Below are 17,733 nucleotides of genomic sequence, written 5' to 3' on the forward strand. Positions count from 1 at the left end.
TCGTGTCCTGCTTGATGTTCTGCTCCAATATCCCGCCCTGCGCGCTCAGCTGTGTACCGCCGTCGAATCGTCTTCCGGCACCTCGCCGGCGTCCGCCCCAGCAAACTGGGACATATACAGCCGGTGGTAGGCGCCTTCGGCGGCAAGGAGGACCTTGTGGTTCCCCTGCTCCACGATCTTGCCGTCTTCCATCACCAGGATGGTATCGGCATCCCGGATGGTGGAAAGCCGGTGGGCGATGACGAAGCTGGTCCGGTCCGAACGGAGCGCGGCCATGGCCTTCTGCACCAGGAGCTCGGTGCGGGTGTCCACGGAACTGGTCGCTTCGTCGAGGATGAGCAGGGAAGGGTTGGCCACGAAAGCCCTGGCGATGGTGATCAGCTGCTTCTCACCGGCGCTGACGTTGTTGCCTTCCTCGTCAATGACGGTGTCGTAGCCCTCGGGCAGGGCACGCACAAAGCGGTCCACGAACGTGGCCCTGGCGGCGGCCATGATCTCTTCCTCCGTGGCGTCCAGGTTGCCGTAGCGGATGTTGTCGTAGATGGACCCGCCGAACAGCCACGCATCCTGCAGCACCATCCCCACCTTTGACCGCAGCTCGGAGCGGCTGAGATGGGTGATATCCACCCCGTCCAGGGTGATGGAGCCGGAGTTGAGCTCGTAGAAACGCATCACCAGATTGACCAAAGTGGTCTTTCCGGCACCGGTTGGCCCCACAATGGCCACCGTGTTGCCGGGCTCCGCGGTGAAGGACAGGTTCTCGATGAGCTTCCGGTCCTCGGTGTAGCTGAAGGTGACGTTCCGGAAGTCCACGCGCCCGTCGGTCTTGGCCGGCAGGTGGTCGGTGGGGGTCTCCGGGTCCTGCTCGTCGGCGTCCAGGAATTCGAACGCCCGTTCCGCGGAGGCAACGCCGGACTGGAGCATGTTGGCCATGCCCGCCATTTGGCCCAGCGGCTGGGTGAACTCGCGGGAGTACTGAATGAACGCGGTGGCGTCGCCCAGTGACATGGAACCGGAGGCAACCCGCAAGCCGCCCACCACCGCGATGCCCACATAGCTGAGGTAGGAGACGAACTGCATCACCGGGAAGATGATGCCGGACACGAACTGGGCGCCGAAGCTGGCCTTGTACAGGGCCTCGTTGCGTTCCTCAAACCGCTCCAGCATGTCCGCGTCCCGGCCAAAGACCCGCACCAGGTCATGCCCGGAGAAGGACTCTTCGATCTGGCCGTTGAGCGTGCCGGTGTTCTTCCACTGCGCGGCGAAGAGCTTCTGGCTGCGCACGCCGATCATGCCGGCGGCAACACCGGAGAGGGGCAGCGCGATGAGCGCGATCAGTGCCAGCTGCCAGGACACGATGAACATCATGATCACGATGCCCAGCACGGTAAGGAGGGAGTTGATCAGCTGCGCGAAAGCCTGCTGGAGCGCCTGCTGGATGTTGTCGACGTCGTTGGTCACGCGGGACAGGACGTCGCCGCGCTGGCGGGTGTCGAAGTAGTTCAGCGGCAGGCGGTTGAGCTTCTTTTCCGTATCGTCGCGGAGCCGGCGGATCACCTTCATGACGATGCGGTTCAGCACGTAGCCCTGCAGCCAGAGGAAGATGTTGGCCACGAAGTACATCAGCAGCACCACGGCGATGAGCATGGTCAGCTTGTCGAAGTCGATGCCGGCACCGGGCACCAGCTCCATCCGGGAGACCATGTCCGCGAAATTGTCCTGGCCCTGCTGGCGCAGCCCGTCCACGAACTGTTCCTTGCTGACGCCGGCGGGAAGCTGCTTGCCCACCACGCCGGCGAAGATGACATCCATCGCCTGGCCCAGGATCTTGGGGGCAATGACGTTGAGCACGACGGCGACGATCACCATGGCCACCACCACGCAGATGCCCAACGCCTCGGGTTTCAACAGCCCCATCAGCCGCTTCGCTGACGGCCAGAAGTGTTCTGCCTTCTTCGCGGGCATCCCGCCGAACATGTCGCCGTCGGCCTCGGAGGGCTTGTACTCCTCCTCGACGAAGTCATCGTCCTGCAGGACCTCCGCGGCGGGAGGACCGGCCGCGGCCGGTCCTGGCGTTTCTTCGAGAGACGTTGAGTCCTTCTTGCGGGGGCTCATGCCATTTCCTCCACGCTCAGCTGCGATTCAACGATTTCCTGGTAGGTGGGTGACGTTTCCAGCAACTCCTCATGGGTTCCACGGTCCACGATCCGGCCGTTGTCCAGCACCAGGATCTGGTCGGCCTCGGTGATGGTGGACACCCGCTGGGCCACGATGATGACCGTGGCGTCCGCGGTGGTCTGCTTCAGGGCGGCGCGCAGCCGGGCGTCGGTGGCTACATCAAGGGCGGAGAAAGAGTCGTCAAACAGGTACACCCGCGGCTTGGTGACCAGCGCCCGGGCTATGCATAGCCGCTGCCGCTGGCCGCCGGAGACGTTGGTTCCGCCCTGGGCGATCCTGGCGTTCAGGCCGTTCTTCTTGTCCCGGACGAACGCTTCGCCCTGGGCTACCCGCAGCGCGTCCCAGAGTTCCTGGTCCGTGGCCTCGGATTTGCCGAACCGCAGGTTGTGCTCGATGGTGCCGGAGAAGAGGTAGGGCCGCTGCGGCACCAGGGCCACCCGCTTGGTGATTTCCGCCCGGTCGAGCCTGCTGACGGGGACACCATCCAGGAGGACCTCCCCCTCGACGGGGTCATAGAGGCGGGGCAGGAGCGAGAGGAGGGAGGTCTTGCCCGCACCCGTGGATCCGATGATCGCCACAGTCTGGCCTGGCCGTGCGGTGAAGCTGATGTTGCTCAGGACCGGTGACTCCGCGCCCGGGTAGGCGAAGGTGACGTTGCGGTATTCCACCACACCCGCCAGGGATGCCGGTGCCTGGGGCTGCTCGGGGTCGTGGATGGAGGGTTCGACGGCGAGCACCTCGCCGATGCGGTCGGCGCAGACCGAGGCGCGCGGGATCATCATGGCCATGAAGGTGCCCATCATGACGGCCACCAGGATCTGCAGCAGATACTGCAGGAAGGCGGTCAGCGCGCCCACCTGCATCTCGCCGGAGTCCACCCGCTGGCCCCCGAACCACAGCACCGCCGCCGTTGACAGGTGCAGGATCATGCTGATGGCAGGAAACATCAGGACGAACAGGGCGCCGATCTTCAGCGAGACGTCGGTGAACTCCCGGTTGGCCTCGCCGAACCTGTCCGTCTCGTACGGTTCCCGGACGAAGGCCCGCACCACCCGGATGCCGATGATCTGCTCGCGGAGGACCGCATTGATGCGGTCGATCTTCTTCTGCATGGAGCGGAACAGCGGCATCAGCCGGACCACCAGGTACCCCACCACCACGGTGAGCAGCGGCACCGAGACCCACACCAGCCAGGACAGGTTGAGGTCCTCGCGCAGGGCCATGATGATGCCGCCGATGCACATGATAGGCGTGGCCACCATGAAGTTCAGGGCCATCAGCATCAGCATCTGCACCTGCTGGACATCGTTGGTGCCGCGGGTAATCAGCGTGGGGGCGCCAAAAGCGTTAACGTCCTTCGCCGAGAAGCTGGTGACCTTGCGGAACACGGCCCGGCGCAGGTCCCGGCCCAGCGCCATCGCAGCCTTGGAGCCGAAGTAGACGCCGGCGATGGCGGTCCCCACCTGGACGAACGCCACCAGCAGCATGACCATGCCCGTGCGCCAGATGAAGTCGGTGTCCCCGCGGGACACCCCTTCGTCAATGATCTGGGCATTGAGGCTGGGAAGGTACAGCGCGGCGATGGTGGAGGCCAACTGGAAGGCGATGACCGCCACCAGGTAGGGCGTGTACGGCCTGGAAAACCTCCGTATGAGGGTGAGGAGCATGCCCGCGGATCCTTAGGGATAAAGTTCGGTAGGAAGAGAGTTAAGTAGTAGCAGCCGGGGCTGACATCCTTAGCTTTCCCACTCTACGAAACTCCTCCCAGGTGGGGAACAAACCCTGCCGAAGATCATCCGAGGGGAGTACCGCGGCGGGTCACTTGCCCGCTGTGGCAGGCTCCGGCGTCGTACCTTCCGGTGCGGGCTGGATGTCCACGGTGCGGCGCAGCGGCTTTTCCTTGATAAAAAGGACGGATATCAGTGCCACCACGGCAACAGCGGCGGAAATCAGGAACACTTCTGCAGTGGCATCGCCGTACGCTGCGCGCATGATCTCGCGGACCGGTTCGGGCATGTGCGCCAGGTCCAGGCTGCTGCCGGCGCTGCCGCCTTGGACGGGGATGCCGGCGGCGGCGAGCCCCCGGGTGGCCAGTTCGCTGACCCTGTTGGCGAGGACGGCCCCCAGGACCGAGACGCCGATGGCGCCGCCCACGGAGCGGAAAAATGCCACCGAGGCGCTGGCGCTTCCGATGTCCGAAGCGCGGACGGTGTTCTGGACGGCCAGGACGAGGTTCTGCATCAGCATCCCCAGGCCGAGGCCCAGGACCGCGGTGAAGACGCCTGCGTGCCACAGTTCAGTGGTGTGGTCCATGGTGCCGGCCAGTCCCAGCCCGCCGATCAGCAGGATGGAACCGGCAACCAGGTAGCCCTTCCACTTGCCCGTCCGGGTAATCAGGAGCCCGGAGGCCACGGAGCCAGCCAGGTTGCCGGCGATCATGGGCAGGGTGAGCAGGCCGGCCTCGGTGGGCGTGGCGCCGCGGGCCACCTGAAAGTACTGGCCCAGGAAGGTGGAGGATCCGAACATGGCCACGCCCACTGCCACAGAGGCCAGGATGGCCAGCGCGGTGGTGCGTTCGGAGATGATCTTCAGCGGAATGATGGGCTGTTCCACCTTGGACTCCACCAGCACCAGCAGCGCCAGGAGGAGGACGCCGCCTCCCACCATCAGGGCGGACTGCCAGGAGATCCAGTCGTAGTAGTCGGGGTTGCCCGCGAAAGAGACCCAGATCAGGAGCAGGCTCACGCCCGTGGTCAGCAGGATGGAGCCCAGCCAGTCGATCTTGGCCGGGCGCCGGACGTGCTGGATCTTGAGGGTGACCTGGAGCAGGATGAGGGCGACGACGGCAAGCGGCACGCACACGAAGAAGGTCCAGCGCCAGCCCAGCGGACTGTCGACGATGAATCCGCCCAGGAGAGGACCGCCCGCGGTTCCCACGGCCATGACGGCGCCCATGTAGCCGGAGTACTTGCCCCTGTTCCGGGGCGGAATCATGGTGCCGATGATGGCCTGGGCCAACGCAGTGAGGCCGCCCATGGCCACGCCCTGGATAACCCGGGCACCCAGCAGCAGCGGGATGGTTTCGGAGAGCCCGGCCATCACCGACCCGGCGACGAAGATGACGATGCTGAGCTGGACCAGGAGCTTTTTGTTGAAGAGGTCGGCAAGCTTGCCCCAAATGGGGGTGGTGGCGGCGTTGGCCAGCAGCGCGGCCGTGATCACCCAGGCGAAGTCGGTCTGGGTGCCGTGCAGGTCGGACATGATGGTGGGCAGCGCGTTGGCCACGATGGTGCTGCTGAGGATGGCGGTGAAGAAGGCCGCCAGCAGCCCGGTGAGGGCCTCCATGATCTGGCGGTGTGACATCTCCGGCGCTGCCATCACTGGCGTGGAGGCTGCGTGGGCGGGGGCTGCGGCTTGGCTAACCATGGTTCTGCTCCTCGGTGGTTGGTGGCATGCCGGCCGCCGTTGCCCGGGCTGATTTCTTGAGTGATTCGGTGAGCTTGTGCAGGGTTTTCGCCGTGTTGCCGGCGTCCGCCTCGTTCCAGTCACGCAGGTAGTCCTGCAGGATTGCAGTCCGCTGCTCCTCGATCTGCCGGAGCTTGTCCTTTCCGGCCGGCGTGAGGGCCACCAGCTGGGCGCGGCCGTCGTCCGGATCTGGCCGCCGGACCACCAGGCCCTGCTCCTCGAGGTCAGCGATGTGGCGGCTGAGGACGGGGGCGCTGACGCCTAACCGTTCCGCGAGCTTCGTGGCCCGGGACTCCCCCTCCCCCACGAACCGCAGTACGCCCTGGAGGGCCACTCCCGTGTCCTGGCCACGGACACCGGCCGCGGCAATGCAGCGGACGGCGCGCTGCAGGTCGAAGATCTGGTACACGAGGTCGGCTGCCGTATCCGGTGCTACTGCCATGGCTCAGGCACTCCTTACTTGTTTGCCTGAAGCAACTATAGACGAAATTGATTGCTTTGGGAAACCATCTGCTCGGAGGCACGAAAAAACCCCGGCTCTGATGGAGCCGGGGTCTTCTGCTGGGTTCTGTTTCTGGTCAGGCGTCCAGGTGGGTGGGCCCAAACATCTTGAGGAGGGTTTCAACCACGACGACGTTCGGCCCGTCCGCGGCGAAGCCCGCCTTGAGCGCGTCCCCCACATCTTCAGGGGCCACTCGGGTTGCAGGCACACCGAAGGCTTCGGCGAGTTTGACGAAGTCGGGGCGGGCCAGCTCGGTGGCGGTGGCTTTGCCGAAGGCACCCACCATGTACTCGCGCAGGATGCCGTAGCCGCCGTCGTCCACGATCAGCCAGGTGACCGGCACATTGTGCTGCTTCGCCGTTGCCAGTTCCGAAATGGAGTACATCGACGATCCGTCGCCGGACACGGCCAACACCCGGCCCGGCTTGCCCAGCGTCTCCAGCCCTACGGCCGCGCCGATAGCCGCGGGAAAGCCGTAGCCCAGGCCGCCGGCGCCCTGCGCGGAGTGGAACTGCCCCTCGCGGGCGTCCCAGCAGGACCAGCCCCAGTACGCGGCGATGGTCATGTCCCAGAACGTCTGCATGTCCGCGGGCACCGCCTCGCGGATGTCGGCCATGAACTTGAGCTCCTTGGCCAGGTCCTGGGACTCCAGCCGGGCCTTGACTTTGGCCAGCGATTCCCTGACCAGTTCCTCCGGCGGCACCCCGTGCCAGCTAGGAGCTACGGCTCGTTCCGGGCTGAGCGCTTCGTCCAGGGCGGCGAGCGCCTGGCCGGCGTCGGCGCGGATGCCCAGGCCGGGGCGGTTTGACTCCAGCACGCGGGGTTCGGCGTCGATCTGGATGATCCTGCCGCGCGGTTCGAAGGTGAAGTAGTTCGAGGTGACCTCACCCAGCGACGAGCCGATGACCACCAGCACGTCCGCGTCCTCGAGCAGGTCCGTCATATAGCGGTCCTCGATCCAGGACTGCAGGGACAACTCGTGGTTCCACGGGAATGCGCCGTTCCCGCCGGGGGTGCAGATCACCGGTGCGCGCAATTTTTCGGCGATGGACAGCAGCGATTTCTCTGCGCGTCCACGGCGGGTTCCGCCGCCTGCGATGATCGCCGGGCGTTCGGCCGCCTCCAGCCACTTCACGGCCTCGCGCACCAGCTCCACCCGGGGAGGGTTGTCAGCGGCTTCGGCCAGGGCGTCTTCCACCGGCGGCACCATGATCGGGTCCAGCAGCACGTTCTGCGGGATCTCGATCCACACCGGGCCCTGCGGTGAGGAGATCGCCTCGGTCCAGGCGTCCTGGATGGCGGACGGGATGCCGGAGGCGTGCTGGATCAGCCGCTGGCTCTTGGTGACGTTCGCCGCCGACGCTTTCTGGTCATCGAGCTGGTGCAGCATGCCTTTGCGGCGGGCACCCAGGCCTTCGAGCGGGATCTGGCTGGCCACCACCACCATTGGAACGCCCGTTGCATAGGCTTCCTGGAGGCCAGCCAGCGACGTGAGCGCTCCGGGCCCGGTGGAGAGGAACAGGACCCCCACTTCACCGGTGGCGCGGGAATACCCGTCCGCCGCAAAAGCGCTGTTGTTCTCCACCCGGGAGGAGACGAACTGCAGGTTGCCCCGGCCCATGGCGTCGAAGAGGCCCAGCGCGTGCTGGCCGGGTATGCCGAAGACAGTCTTGGCGCCCAGCGCCTCCAGCGTCTCGACGACGAGGTCCCCGCCGTTGCGGGCACCGGCGCCCTTGGTGGGAGCTGCTGTTCCCGAGTCGAAGTCAATCATGGCCCTACTCCTTGCCGGCCGCCGCGAAGCCCGCCGGCCGACGGATGTCCTGTCCCAGGGCCTGCGCGGCGTAGCCGGTGGCCGCGCCGAAGCGGTCTCCGGGCACCGCAATGTCTGCCATCAGGGTCACCAGCTCGTAGGCGACGTGGCTGGCGGCGACGCCGGTGATCTCCGCGTGGTCGTATGCCGGAGCCACCTCCACCACGTCCGCGCCCACCAGGTTCATGCCGCGGAAGCCACGGATGATTTCCAGGAGTTCGCGGCTGGTGATGCCGCCGGCTTCGGGGGTGCCGGTGCCGGGTGCGTGGGCGGGGTCCAGGACGTCGATGTCCACGGAGATGTACAGCGGGCGGTTGCCGATCCTGTCCCGGACCTTGGCCACGGTCTCCAGGACGCCATGGTAGTAGACGTCCGCGGAGGTGACGATGCCGAACCCGAAGCGGTGGTCGTCGTCGAGGTCCTTCTTGCCGTACAACGGGCCGCGGGTGCCGATGTGGCTGATGGCCTCGGTGTCCAGGATGCCCTCCTCGACGGCGCGGCGGAACGGTGTGCCGTGGGTGTACTCGGCGCCGAAGTAGGTGTCCCAGGTGTCCAGGTGGGCATCGAAGTGCAGCATCGCAATGGGTTCGCCGGCCCGTTCGGCGGCGGCGCGAAGCAGGGGCAGCGCGATGGTGTGGTCGCCGCCGAGGGTTACCAGCTTGCTGCCGTTGGCCGTGAGGTCCAAGGCATTCTGCTGGACGGTTTCAATGGCCTCGTTGATGTTGAAGGGGTTGACCGCCATGTCGCCGGCGTCCGCCACCTGGACATTTTCGAAGGGGCTGACATCCCAGGCCGGGTTGTAGGGGCGGAGCAGGCGGCTTGCTTCGCGGATATGGTTGGCGCCGAAGCGTGCGCCCGGCCGGTAGGAGACGCCTGAATCGAAGGGTACGCCCACTACCGTCACGTCCGCTTTAGCTACCTGGTCCAGCCGGGGAAGGCGGGCATAGGTGGCGGCGCCTGCGTAGCGGGGAATGCGGGATGAGTCGATGGGGCCAAGGTTGCCGTTGGCTTCGATGCGCAGCTCTTCCATGGGGCCTCTCCTTCAAGGAGTCGTATGACTGATGTGACTGCCATCATACACTGCGGTTTTCCTATGCGCACCAAGTGTTTACCTTTGGACTCCTTCAGGTATCGTCCTCCCCGATTACTTCTCAACGCCCCATCCGGCGCCGCACTGGGGCAGCAATCCGGGCCCGGTCCGCCACGATACGCAGGAGTAACCGGGTAGGACAGAACTTCCCGTCCCCAAGACTGTCCACATAGAACCAACTTCTGGTTACAGCCCGAGACTGAGCGGCATCAACTGACGTCATGGAGATTCTCGACTTCCTAAGACAAAGCGGCGGAGTAGCCCGCTCAGGCCAACTCCTCGACGCGGGGTACTCCCGGCGGGATATCAGGCGGCTTGCAGGGCTCGGCGCCATGCAACCCCGCCGCGGAGTCTTCGTTCTCCCTTGTTGCAACGAAGGCCTCCGGGCGGCCATCGAGCACAACGGGCGGCTTACGTGCGCCAGCGCCGCTAACCACTACGGGCTATGGCAACGGCAGCCGCCGGCTCGCCTGCACCTTGCCGGCAACCAGGGCCATGGCTCCGGCTTCATCCGCCACCGCACAGTGCGGTTCCCAGGCCATCCCCAGCTGCCGGTTGCCGCCGTGGAAGACGTGGCACTTCACGCCCTGGGGTGCCTGCCGCCACCAGCATCGACGGCCATCGCCACGTCGGCGATCCGGCTTCACGGCGTACCGTGCGCGCTCCTCAGGGCCCAATTGCTTGCCGACCGATCGGGAACAGTGCGCCGCGCGCTGTGGGAGCTGGATCTGCGGGCGGAATGCATTGTTGAGGTCGACGCCCAGCACCTGCTCCGGAAAAGCGGCTCAGCTTTGAGTCGCAGGTATTCCTGCCGGGGATCGGGCGGGTTGACCTGCTGCTGGCCGGTTTCCTGATCGTGGAAATCGACGGCTACGCCTTCCAATCCAAACGGGCCGACATGTTGCGCGACCGGGGCCGCAACAACAGCTCGGCGGTCAGAGGGTACGCGGTCCTCCGCTATATGCCAGAGCACATCTGGTTCAATCCGTCACGGGTCATAGCCGAAATCAAGGCGGTGCTGTCAACCGGTGACAGCCGCCCCGTGCTGTGATGTGCAGTCCGGCCCAGTTACTACGGCCGGACATCCCCACGCCATCGCTCAGGATGGGCGGGCCTGGCAGTAACCGGGAGGGAACGCGCGGAAGGAGCTAGCGGCTGGCAGCCGGGACAAGCACCCAGAGCACCTCAACCGGCTTGTCCGTGGGGTTGATCCAGGTGTGCGGTTCCCGGCCCGGGAAGGTGACCGTATCTCCGGTCTCAAGGTCGTACTGCTCGTTAGTGAGGATCAGACGGATGCTGCCTTTGATCACGTGGAGTACGTCCACGTCGCAGTCCACGGCGTAAAGCTCCGACTCGCCGCGGCCGTGCGGCTCAATGCAGGCCTGGATGATCTGGATGCGCCGCTCCGAGCGGGCGGTCAGCAGACGCTCCACGATGCCCTGTCCGCCCAGGGAAATGCGCGGACCGTCGTTGCGCTTGGTCAAATGCGTTTCCGGCGCGGCGAAAAGGTCCCCGATGGAGATGGACAGCACCTGGCACAGGGTGACCAGGGAAGCAACGGAGGGGGAGGTCAGATCGCGCTCAACCCGGCTGAGGAAGCCCTTGGTCAGCCCCGTCGCGTCGGCAACCTGCTCGATGGTGAGCCGCTGGGACTGCCGGGCGGCACGGATCCTGGATCCGATGGCAACGGGAACGTTGCTCGGCTCAACTGGCAGTGCCTTCATGTACGAACCTTTCACGGCCGGCAGCCCGGCCCACTCTGGAGCAATACTAATGGCCACTCCGGTGTATGACGCGTCCATGGCGCGCCCGGACCGCCCGCCAACCCGCCCTTGACTGTTACTACCGTCACAGCCTAACCTTTGAAAAACACTTGTTGCCTATAGGGCAATTATTGAGAGTTTCCTCTCGCCAACTTTCACCTAAGCTTCGGCCGCCCTCCCGATACCGCCCCGGCGGCGGAACAGCTCCAAGGAACCCAACATGGACGTAAGCGTCATCAACATCGCCATTGTGGTGGTGTACCTGCTCGCAATGCTGGCTTTTGGCTGGTGGGGCAAATCCCGTACGAAGAACAACAGCGACTTCCTGGTGGCGGGCCGCCGCCTGGGGCCATTCCTCTACACCGGAACCATGGCCGCCGTCGTCCTGGGCGGCGCCTCCACAGTGGGCGGCGTGGGGCTGGGCTACAAGTTCGGCATTTCCGGCATGTGGCTGGTGGTTGCCATTGGCGCGGGCGTGCTGCTCCTGAGCCTCCTCTTTGCCGGAACCATCCAGAAGCTGAAGATCTACACGGTTTCGCAGATGCTGACGCTGCGCTATGGCAGCCGGGCAACTGAGGCCTCCGGCATTGTCATGCTCGCCTATACCCTGATGCTTTGTGCCACCTCCACGGGCGCCTACGCCACCATCTTCGTGGTGCTGTTCGGCCTGGACCGGGCAGTCGCCATTGCCATTGGCGGCGCCATCGTCCTGGTCTACTCGACCGTGGGCGGCATGTGGTCCATCACGCTGGCCGACCAGGTGCAGTTCGTCATCAAGACGGTGGGCATCTTCTTCCTGATGCTGCCCTTCACGATGAACGCCGCCGGAGGCATTGACGGGATCCGCAGCCGCGTGGACGAGAGCTTCTTCCAGATCGACGGCATCGGCCTCCAGACGATCATCACCTACTTCGTGGTCTACACCCTGGGCCTACTCATCGGCCAGGACATCTGGCAGCGGGTCTTCACCGCCAAAACGCCCGGCGTTGCACGCTGGGGCGGAGCAACCGCCGGTATCTATTGCATCCTCTACGGTGTTGCCGGCGCACTCATCGGCATGGCCGCCAGCGTCGCCCTGACCAACATCGAGATCGCGGCCAAGGACGACGTCTATGCGGAGGTGGCCCAGAACCTGCTGCCCATCGGCATCGGCGGCCTGGTCCTTGCGGCCGCGGTTGCTGCCATGATGTCCACCGCTTCCGGCGCACTCATCGCAGCCGCCACCGTTGCGCGGGCCGACGTCCTGCCGTTCGTGGCCAGCTGGTTCGGCAAGGACATCAGCACCGAGGACACGGACAACCCGGAGCACGACGTCAAGGCCAACCGCATCTGGGTCCTCACGCTGGGCATCATCGCCATCGTCATTGCCATCATCACCAAGGACGTTGTGGCAGCGCTGACCATCGCCTACGACATCCTTGTGGGCGGCCTCCTGGTGGCCATCCTTGGCGGCCTGGTCTGGAAGCGCGGCACCGGCATCGCCGCAGCAGCCTCCATGGCGGCCGGCTCGGTGGTGACCCTGGGCACCATGATCATCCTGGAAATCAACGCCAAGGCACCGCTGGACGGCATCTACGCCAACGAGCCCATCTACTACGGCCTGATTGCCTCCGCGGTGGTCTACATCGCCGTCTCGCTCGCCACCCCGCACACCGACCCGCAGGTAATGCGCAACTGGCAGCGCCGGGTCGCCGGCCAGGAGGCGGAGGAAACCCCGGCCGAAGCTGTCACTGCCCCCTGACCCAGGCACCACGCACGACGGCGGCGCCTCCTTTCGCAATCCAGCGAAGGGAAGCGCCGCCGTCGTCAGTTATTGTTCGGTTTCGCGAACCTCGTCCGGGTCCGCCAGGGGGACAGGCCGGTCCTCGGCATCGATGATGACCGGAGGCGCCTGGACCACCGGCTCCTCCTCGTCCAGGAATTCGTCCTCTGCGTCCCAGTCGTCCTCATCTACCGGTGCATCCTCGGCGTAGTCGTAGGCGGGGTCCGCTTCGACGGCGTCCAGGTGCGGCATGTCCGGGTGCTGTCCGGTGGTGCTCATAATCCAACCTCCGTTTGTTCGCCTGACGTGCTCTTTTCGTGAGGGCGCTGGCTGCGCCACACCTTCATCACAACACTGCGGGGGAGGCGGGTCAATAGTCCCGCCGAGCCCTGCCGGGGCCTGCGGGATGGGTTCCGGATTAAGGCAGACCGAAACCTTCCAGCGAGGTTTACCGGCCAAAAAACGCCGGATATTCGCAGTAAGCTGGGCTCTGCAATGGGGCCGCACCATGCCCTGTCCAGCCCAGGAGTTTCCGTGTCACAGCACGCCCAGCCGAATCCCGCCCGCCCCTCCCCCGTACAGTCCAGTGACGCCACGCCGGTCCCCGGATCCGGCCCGGCCCGGCAGCAAGGGCCCGAAGGCGAACGTCCGGCCCCCACGGCTGCAGACATCAAGCGGTGGCGCCAATACCTTGCCGACGAGCGTGCCGAAGCAGCCGTCTACCGCGACCTGGCACAAAACCGGCAGGGTGAGGAACGCGAGATCCTTTTGGCGCTGGCCGAGGCGGAGGGCCGGCATGAGGCCCACTGGCTGGCACTGCTGGGCGACCAGGCGGGCAAGGCCAGGCAGGCCTCGTTCCGCAGCCGGTTCGTCGGCTTCCTGGCCCGGCATTTCGGCTCTGTGTTCGTGCTGGCACTGGCCCAGCGGGCCGAGGGCCGCTCCCCTTACGCGAAGGATCCGAACGCCACCGATGCCATGGCCGCCGACGAGCAGATCCATGAGGAAGTTGTCCGCGGGCTGGCGACGCGCGGGCGCAACCGCCTCGCCGGAAGCTTCCGAGCCGCCGTCTTCGGCGCCAATGACGGCCTGGTCAGCAACCTCTCCCTGGTAATGGGCATGGCCGCCTCCGGGGTCGCCAGCAGCGTTGTGCTGCTCAGCGGCATCGCGGGCTTGCTCGCGGGCGCCATGTCCATGGGCGCCGGCGAGTTCATCTCGGTCCGGTCCCAGCGGGAGCTGTTGGCTGCAACCCGGCCCACCCAGGTCACCCTGGCCGCCGCCCCCAAACTGGATATCGAGCACAACGAACTCCTCCTGGTCTACCTGGCCCGGGGCATGTCCCATGAAGCGGCCGAGCACCGCGTCCAGGAACGCATGGGACTGCTGTCCTGCGACTGCGATCCAAGCCTGTCGCTGCAGCCGGAACTGCCCGAGGACGAGGACCAGCACGAGGCCGTCGGCACCGCGTGGGGCGCGGCACTGTCCAGCTTCTGCTTCTTCGCCTCAGGCGCTGTCGTCCCCATCCTGCCGTTCATCTTCGGCCTGACCGGAGTGGCGGCCCTGGTGGTGGCCGGCGTCCTGGTGGGCATCGCCCTGCTGGCCACCGGCGGCATCGTGGGCCTGCTCTCCGGCACGTCCCCCATGACGCGGGGACTGCGCCAGCTTGGCATCGGGCTGGGAGCAGCCGCGGTCACCTACCTGCTGGGGCTGGTCTTCGGCACCGTGGTGGGTTGATGGCTGGCATTGCCGCCGTGGCGCGGACCACATGATTGAGACCCGTCCGCCGCGCCATGCGGGCGACAAACCCCGCGCGGGGCTGGGATACCGGTCCGTGCTGGCAGGCGCTCTCCTGTTGGCGGCAGTATCAGGCGGCGCGCTGGTGCTGGACGATCCCCGGGTCAAACACCTCCTGGACGTCCGGATCGGCCCCGGGAATCCGCAGGCCAAGCCAAGGGAAGGCAGCAACCCTTCGGGTGGCGCCGGCGCGCCACAACCTGTCGAAGCCCATGTTGACACTCCTCCCCCGGGCTATGAGGAAGCAGACGCCCCGCTGGGTACCCCCAGCCCGCCCGCCGTCGGCAGCGACTCCTACCGTTTCCTGGCCGTCAATGGCGACGGCAGCCCGGTAGGGTATTCGCCCTGCCGCCCGCTCCACTACGTGGTCAACGCGGATCTTGCCCCAGCGGGCTCGGAGCGGCTGGTTCCGGACGCCATTGCCACGATCTCGGCGGCAACGGGCATTTCGTTCATCTACGACGGCACCACCGATGAGCAGCCGTCACCGCAGCGGCCGCCGTTCCAGCCTGATGCCTACGGCGAGCGCTGGGCGCCGCTGCTCATTGCCTGGACGACGCCCGAGGTCGCCCCGCAGCTCGAGGGGAAAGTGATCGGCACCGGCGGCAGCACCCATTTCAGCTACGACGGCGGACCCAAGACGTTCGTCACCGGCGGGCTGGACCTGGACGCGCCGCAGATCGCCAACGAACTGCTGAATCCGGACGGCCACCTGTACGCAACCGCGGTGATCCTGCATGAGCTGAGCCACGTGATGGGCCTGGACCATGTGGAGGACCCCCGGCAGCTCATGTACCCGGAGATCGGCACACCGGAGGGGCTGTCCGCCGGTGACCTGAACGGCCTCTACGAACTGGGCAAGGCGCAGTGCCGGAAGGACCTCTGAGCAGCCGGACTCGACGCCGCTAACCCCGGAGGACTGCCACGGCCTCGTCCACGCTGTCCACCAGGAATATCCGCTCTTCCATGGCCCGGCCCGACGCCATCTTGCGCAGCAGGGGCCACGCCGGATATTCCTGTTCCCAGTGGCGCCTGCCCACCAGGATCATCGGCGTGACCTTCTCCCTGGCCCCGTAGTAGTTCTCGCAGGCGTCCTGGAAGATCTCCTGGATGGTGCCTGCTGCTCCGGGCAGGAAGACGATGCCGCCTTGGCACAGTTCCAGCAGGATGGCTTCGCGGATGGCATTGGCAAAGTACTTGGCGATGGCGGTGGCGAAGTAGTTGGGCGGCTCGTGGCCGTAGAACCAGGTGGGGATTCCCAGTGACGGCGTTCCGCCCGGAAAGCGTTCGACGACGGCGGCCGCCGCGCGTGCCCACGCCGAGACCGAGGGACGGAAGCCGGGAACGGCGGCGAGCATGTCCAGCGCAGCCGGGAGCGCGCCGTCGTCCGCTTGGCTGAGGTAGGCGCCAAGGTTGGCCGCCTCCATGGCGCCCGGTCCCCCGCCGGTGGCAACAGAGAATCCGTTTTGTGCCAGGAGGCTGCCGAGCCTTGCCGCCGCCGCATAGTCCACGCTGCCCCGCTGGGCCGCGTGTCCGCCCATGACGCCCACCGTCGGGCGCCCGGACCAGGGAGGGGATGCTGCCAGTTCTTCCAGAGCGTCACCAATGGCATGGTCGTGCAGGGCAGACGCCAGCGTCGCGTCCACCCGGTGGCGCAGCCCCGGTTGGACGCTCCACTGGTAGATCCGGGCGTCGGGCAGGTCCTCGTAGCGCGCTTCCGCCAGGCCTGCGTAGAGCTCCCCGGGCGAGTACAGCGTGGAGCGGTATGGGTTGAAAGGCACCCCCGCAAGCCGGGGAAAGATCAGCGCGCCGCGCCGCCGCAGGCCGTCTTCCACCCCGTCGTCGAACATGCAGCCCATGAACAGCGCGCCCGCCACGTCAAGGCCGTCAAGAACCGTGGACCTGCCGCGCAGGTCCAGGGACTGGGCATGCCAGCCCTGCAGGTGAACCGCGCCGGCGGATACCAGCCGGTCAAAACTTTCGAGGTCCTCCACCTCCAGGCTGTGGGGATTGGGGCCCAGGTTTCCGGAGAGATTCATGCGCGCCGCCACCTTCCGCTGTTCATCTCCACAGCGTAACCAGAAGTCATTCCTGTACAGCAAGACGCCGGAGACCACGCCGGTGTCGTAGCCGAAAAGCAGGCCCGCAAGGATGAGCCTGCGCTGTTGCTTTGCAAGGCGCTGTTTTCGTCGCCAGGACGCGCCCTTGCCCCCGCCCCTGGAGCTGTTCAGCCTGTATGACGACCTCGCCAACAGCGGCAGGAAACCCACCACACAGCGGATCAGCGCCACAACAGCCAACGAATACCAGGCGTCCATGCTCGAAACCGGGGAAGCTTGGGTCTTGAATCCCTCGGAAGCTGGTTGTACTGTTAAACAACCAAAAGGTTGATAAAGCGGTTAGTTGATTAAGAGGCTGGTATGGACTCCGACAGCATGGCATTGGACTCGGCCTTCATGGCCCTGGCCGATCCTGTTCGGCGGAGCATCATTGCCCGGCTCAGCCGGGGCCCGGCCACCGTGAATGAATTGGCGGAACCATTCGAAATTTCCAAGCAGGCAGTTTCGAAGCACATCCAGGTCCTCGAGCAGGCGCAGCTGGTCACCCGCACCAGGGAAGCCCAGCGCCGGCCCGTCCACCTGAATCCCGCACGGCTGGAGGCGCTCACCGCCTGGATCGACCAGTACAGGCTGGTCCGGGAGGGGCAGTTCCGCAGCCTGGATGCCGTGCTTCAATCCAGCGCCGGGCATGACGGCGCCAAGGCAAAGGACAAGAAATGACCAACGCACTGAAGCTCTCCGTTCCCGAAGGTGTGCCCTTCATCGACTACGAGCGCGAGTTCGATTTCCCTGTCGCGGACGTGTTCCGGGCCCACAAGGAGCCGGATTTGATTGTGCAGTGGCTCGGCCCGCGGGGCTACAAGATGGAGATCGACCACTACGACTTCCGGACCGGAGGCAGCTACAGCTACCTGCACACGGGACCGGAAGGTGTCCCCTATGAGTTCAAGGGCATCTTCCACACTGTGCGCGAGAACGAATTCGCCATCCAGACCTTCGAGTTCGGCGGATACCCGGACGTGGTCAGCCTGGAATTCATGACGTTCGAGGACCTCGGAAACGGCCGGACCCGGCTCCGTGGACACTCGGTCTACCCCAGCCAGGAAGCCCGGGACGGGATGGCCCAGTCCGGCATGGAGGGCGGCATGAGCGAGGGCTACGAGCGGCTCGATGAGTTGCTGAGCAGCGCCAAGGTCTAAGGGGCGCCAGAAGGGCGACGACGGGCGGCGCCTCACCGGGAAAGACGCCGCCCATCGTCGTGCCTAAAACAAACGCGGGGCCCCTCCACGGCCGCCCCGAAAAGTGGAACGGC

At 65.9% G+C, this 17,733-nt stretch carries 15 protein-coding genes and 1 pseudogene; 6 read left to right on the plus strand and 10 right to left on the minus strand.

What is annotated here, in order from left to right:
* Positions 1-45: 45 nt before the first annotated feature.
* The 7 genes and pseudogenes from AC5RUO_RS17235 to AC5RUO_RS17265 form a co-directional block, all read right to left on the minus strand.
* Positions 46-2,115 carry an ABC transporter ATP-binding protein gene (locus AC5RUO_RS17235; RefSeq protein ID WP_494104143.1) on the minus strand — a complete coding sequence of 690 codons (2,070 nt, stop codon included), beginning with the start codon at positions 2,113-2,115 and terminating at the stop codon, positions 46-48.
* Positions 2,112-3,845 (minus strand): ABC transporter ATP-binding protein, encoded by a 1,734-nt coding sequence (locus AC5RUO_RS17240; RefSeq protein ID WP_494104144.1) that lies wholly within the window; start codon positions 3,843-3,845, stop codon positions 2,112-2,114. Before AC5RUO_RS17240 ends, AC5RUO_RS17235 begins: the two co-directional genes overlap by 4 nt.
* A 157-nt stretch (positions 3,846-4,002) precedes the next feature.
* Positions 4,003-5,541 (minus strand): annotated as a pseudogene (locus AC5RUO_RS17245) (MFS transporter); the annotation flags it as partial.
* Between the two features lie 55 nt (positions 5,542-5,596).
* Complete coding sequence (locus AC5RUO_RS17250; RefSeq protein WP_494052840.1) at positions 5,597-6,085, minus strand: MarR family winged helix-turn-helix transcriptional regulator; 489 nt, start codon at positions 6,083-6,085, stop codon at positions 5,597-5,599.
* A gap of 136 nt (positions 6,086-6,221) precedes the next feature.
* Positions 6,222-7,916, minus strand: a complete 1,695-nt coding sequence (locus AC5RUO_RS17255) for a thiamine pyrophosphate-binding protein (protein ID WP_494011671.1) — start codon at positions 7,914-7,916, stop codon at positions 6,222-6,224.
* Positions 7,917-7,920: 4 nt separating this feature from the next.
* Entirely contained in the window at positions 7,921-8,985 is a 1,065-nt protein-coding gene (speB, locus tag AC5RUO_RS17260; RefSeq protein ID WP_494104145.1) for an agmatinase, read from the minus strand.
* Positions 8,986-9,488: 503 nt separating this feature from the next.
* A complete protein-coding gene (locus AC5RUO_RS17265; RefSeq protein WP_494104146.1) occupies positions 9,489-9,629 on the minus strand; it encodes a hypothetical protein in 141 nt (46 codons plus the stop codon).
* A gap of 272 nt (positions 9,630-9,901) precedes the next feature.
* Here AC5RUO_RS17265 and AC5RUO_RS17270 point away from each other — a divergent pair, with 272 nt between their 5' ends.
* Positions 9,902-10,096: a DUF559 domain-containing protein gene (locus AC5RUO_RS17270; protein ID WP_494104147.1), complete on the plus strand. Its 195-nt coding sequence runs from the start codon at positions 9,902-9,904 to the stop codon at positions 10,094-10,096.
* A 97-nt stretch (positions 10,097-10,193) separates the two neighbouring features.
* Here the strand turns inward: AC5RUO_RS17270 and AC5RUO_RS17275 are convergent, their stop codons facing one another.
* Positions 10,194-10,769 (minus strand): helix-turn-helix domain-containing protein, encoded by a 576-nt coding sequence (locus AC5RUO_RS17275; protein WP_494011675.1) that lies wholly within the window; start codon positions 10,767-10,769, stop codon positions 10,194-10,196.
* 259 nt (positions 10,770-11,028) lie between these two features.
* Here AC5RUO_RS17275 and AC5RUO_RS17280 point away from each other — a divergent pair, with 259 nt between their 5' ends.
* Entirely contained in the window at positions 11,029-12,549 is a 1,521-nt protein-coding gene (locus AC5RUO_RS17280; RefSeq protein ID WP_494104148.1) for a sodium:solute symporter family protein, read from the plus strand.
* 69 nt (positions 12,550-12,618) lie between these two features.
* On the opposite strand, the gene AC5RUO_RS17285 is transcribed toward AC5RUO_RS17280, so the two are convergent.
* On the minus strand, positions 12,619-12,849 hold the full coding sequence (locus tag AC5RUO_RS17285; RefSeq protein ID WP_494011677.1) for a hypothetical protein: 231 nt from the start codon (positions 12,847-12,849) through the stop codon (positions 12,619-12,621).
* A 255-nt stretch (positions 12,850-13,104) separates the two neighbouring features.
* On the opposite strand from AC5RUO_RS17285, the gene AC5RUO_RS17290 reads away from it, so the two are divergent.
* Together AC5RUO_RS17290 and AC5RUO_RS17295 are read left to right on the plus strand one after the other, a co-directional pair.
* On the plus strand, positions 13,105-14,301 hold the full coding sequence (locus tag AC5RUO_RS17290) for a VIT1/CCC1 transporter family protein (RefSeq protein WP_494052835.1): 1,197 nt from the start codon (positions 13,105-13,107) through the stop codon (positions 14,299-14,301).
* 31 nt (positions 14,302-14,332) lie between these two features.
* Positions 14,333-15,247, plus strand: a complete 915-nt coding sequence (locus AC5RUO_RS17295; RefSeq protein ID WP_494104149.1) for a matrixin family metalloprotease — start codon at positions 14,333-14,335, stop codon at positions 15,245-15,247.
* A 19-nt stretch (positions 15,248-15,266) separates the two neighbouring features.
* On the opposite strand, the gene AC5RUO_RS17300 is transcribed toward AC5RUO_RS17295, so the two are convergent.
* A complete protein-coding gene (locus tag AC5RUO_RS17300; protein ID WP_494104150.1) occupies positions 15,267-16,400 on the minus strand; it encodes an LOG family protein in 1,134 nt (377 codons plus the stop codon).
* A 381-nt stretch (positions 16,401-16,781) separates the two neighbouring features.
* Between AC5RUO_RS17300 and AC5RUO_RS17305 the strand changes: the two genes are divergently transcribed.
* Both AC5RUO_RS17305 and AC5RUO_RS17310 read left to right on the plus strand, forming a co-directional pair.
* Positions 16,782-17,141, plus strand: coding sequence for an ArsR/SmtB family transcription factor (locus AC5RUO_RS17305; RefSeq protein WP_494011681.1), 360 nt, complete (start codon positions 16,782-16,784; stop codon positions 17,139-17,141).
* Positions 17,138-17,620 carry an SRPBCC family protein gene (locus tag AC5RUO_RS17310; protein WP_494011682.1) on the plus strand — a complete coding sequence of 161 codons (483 nt, stop codon included), beginning with the start codon at positions 17,138-17,140 and terminating at the stop codon, positions 17,618-17,620. The genes AC5RUO_RS17305 and AC5RUO_RS17310 overlap by 4 nt, the downstream gene beginning before the upstream one ends.
* Positions 17,621-17,733: the final 113 nt, after the last annotated feature.

It is taken from the genome of Arthrobacter sp. Y3221087, from assembly GCF_059089905.1.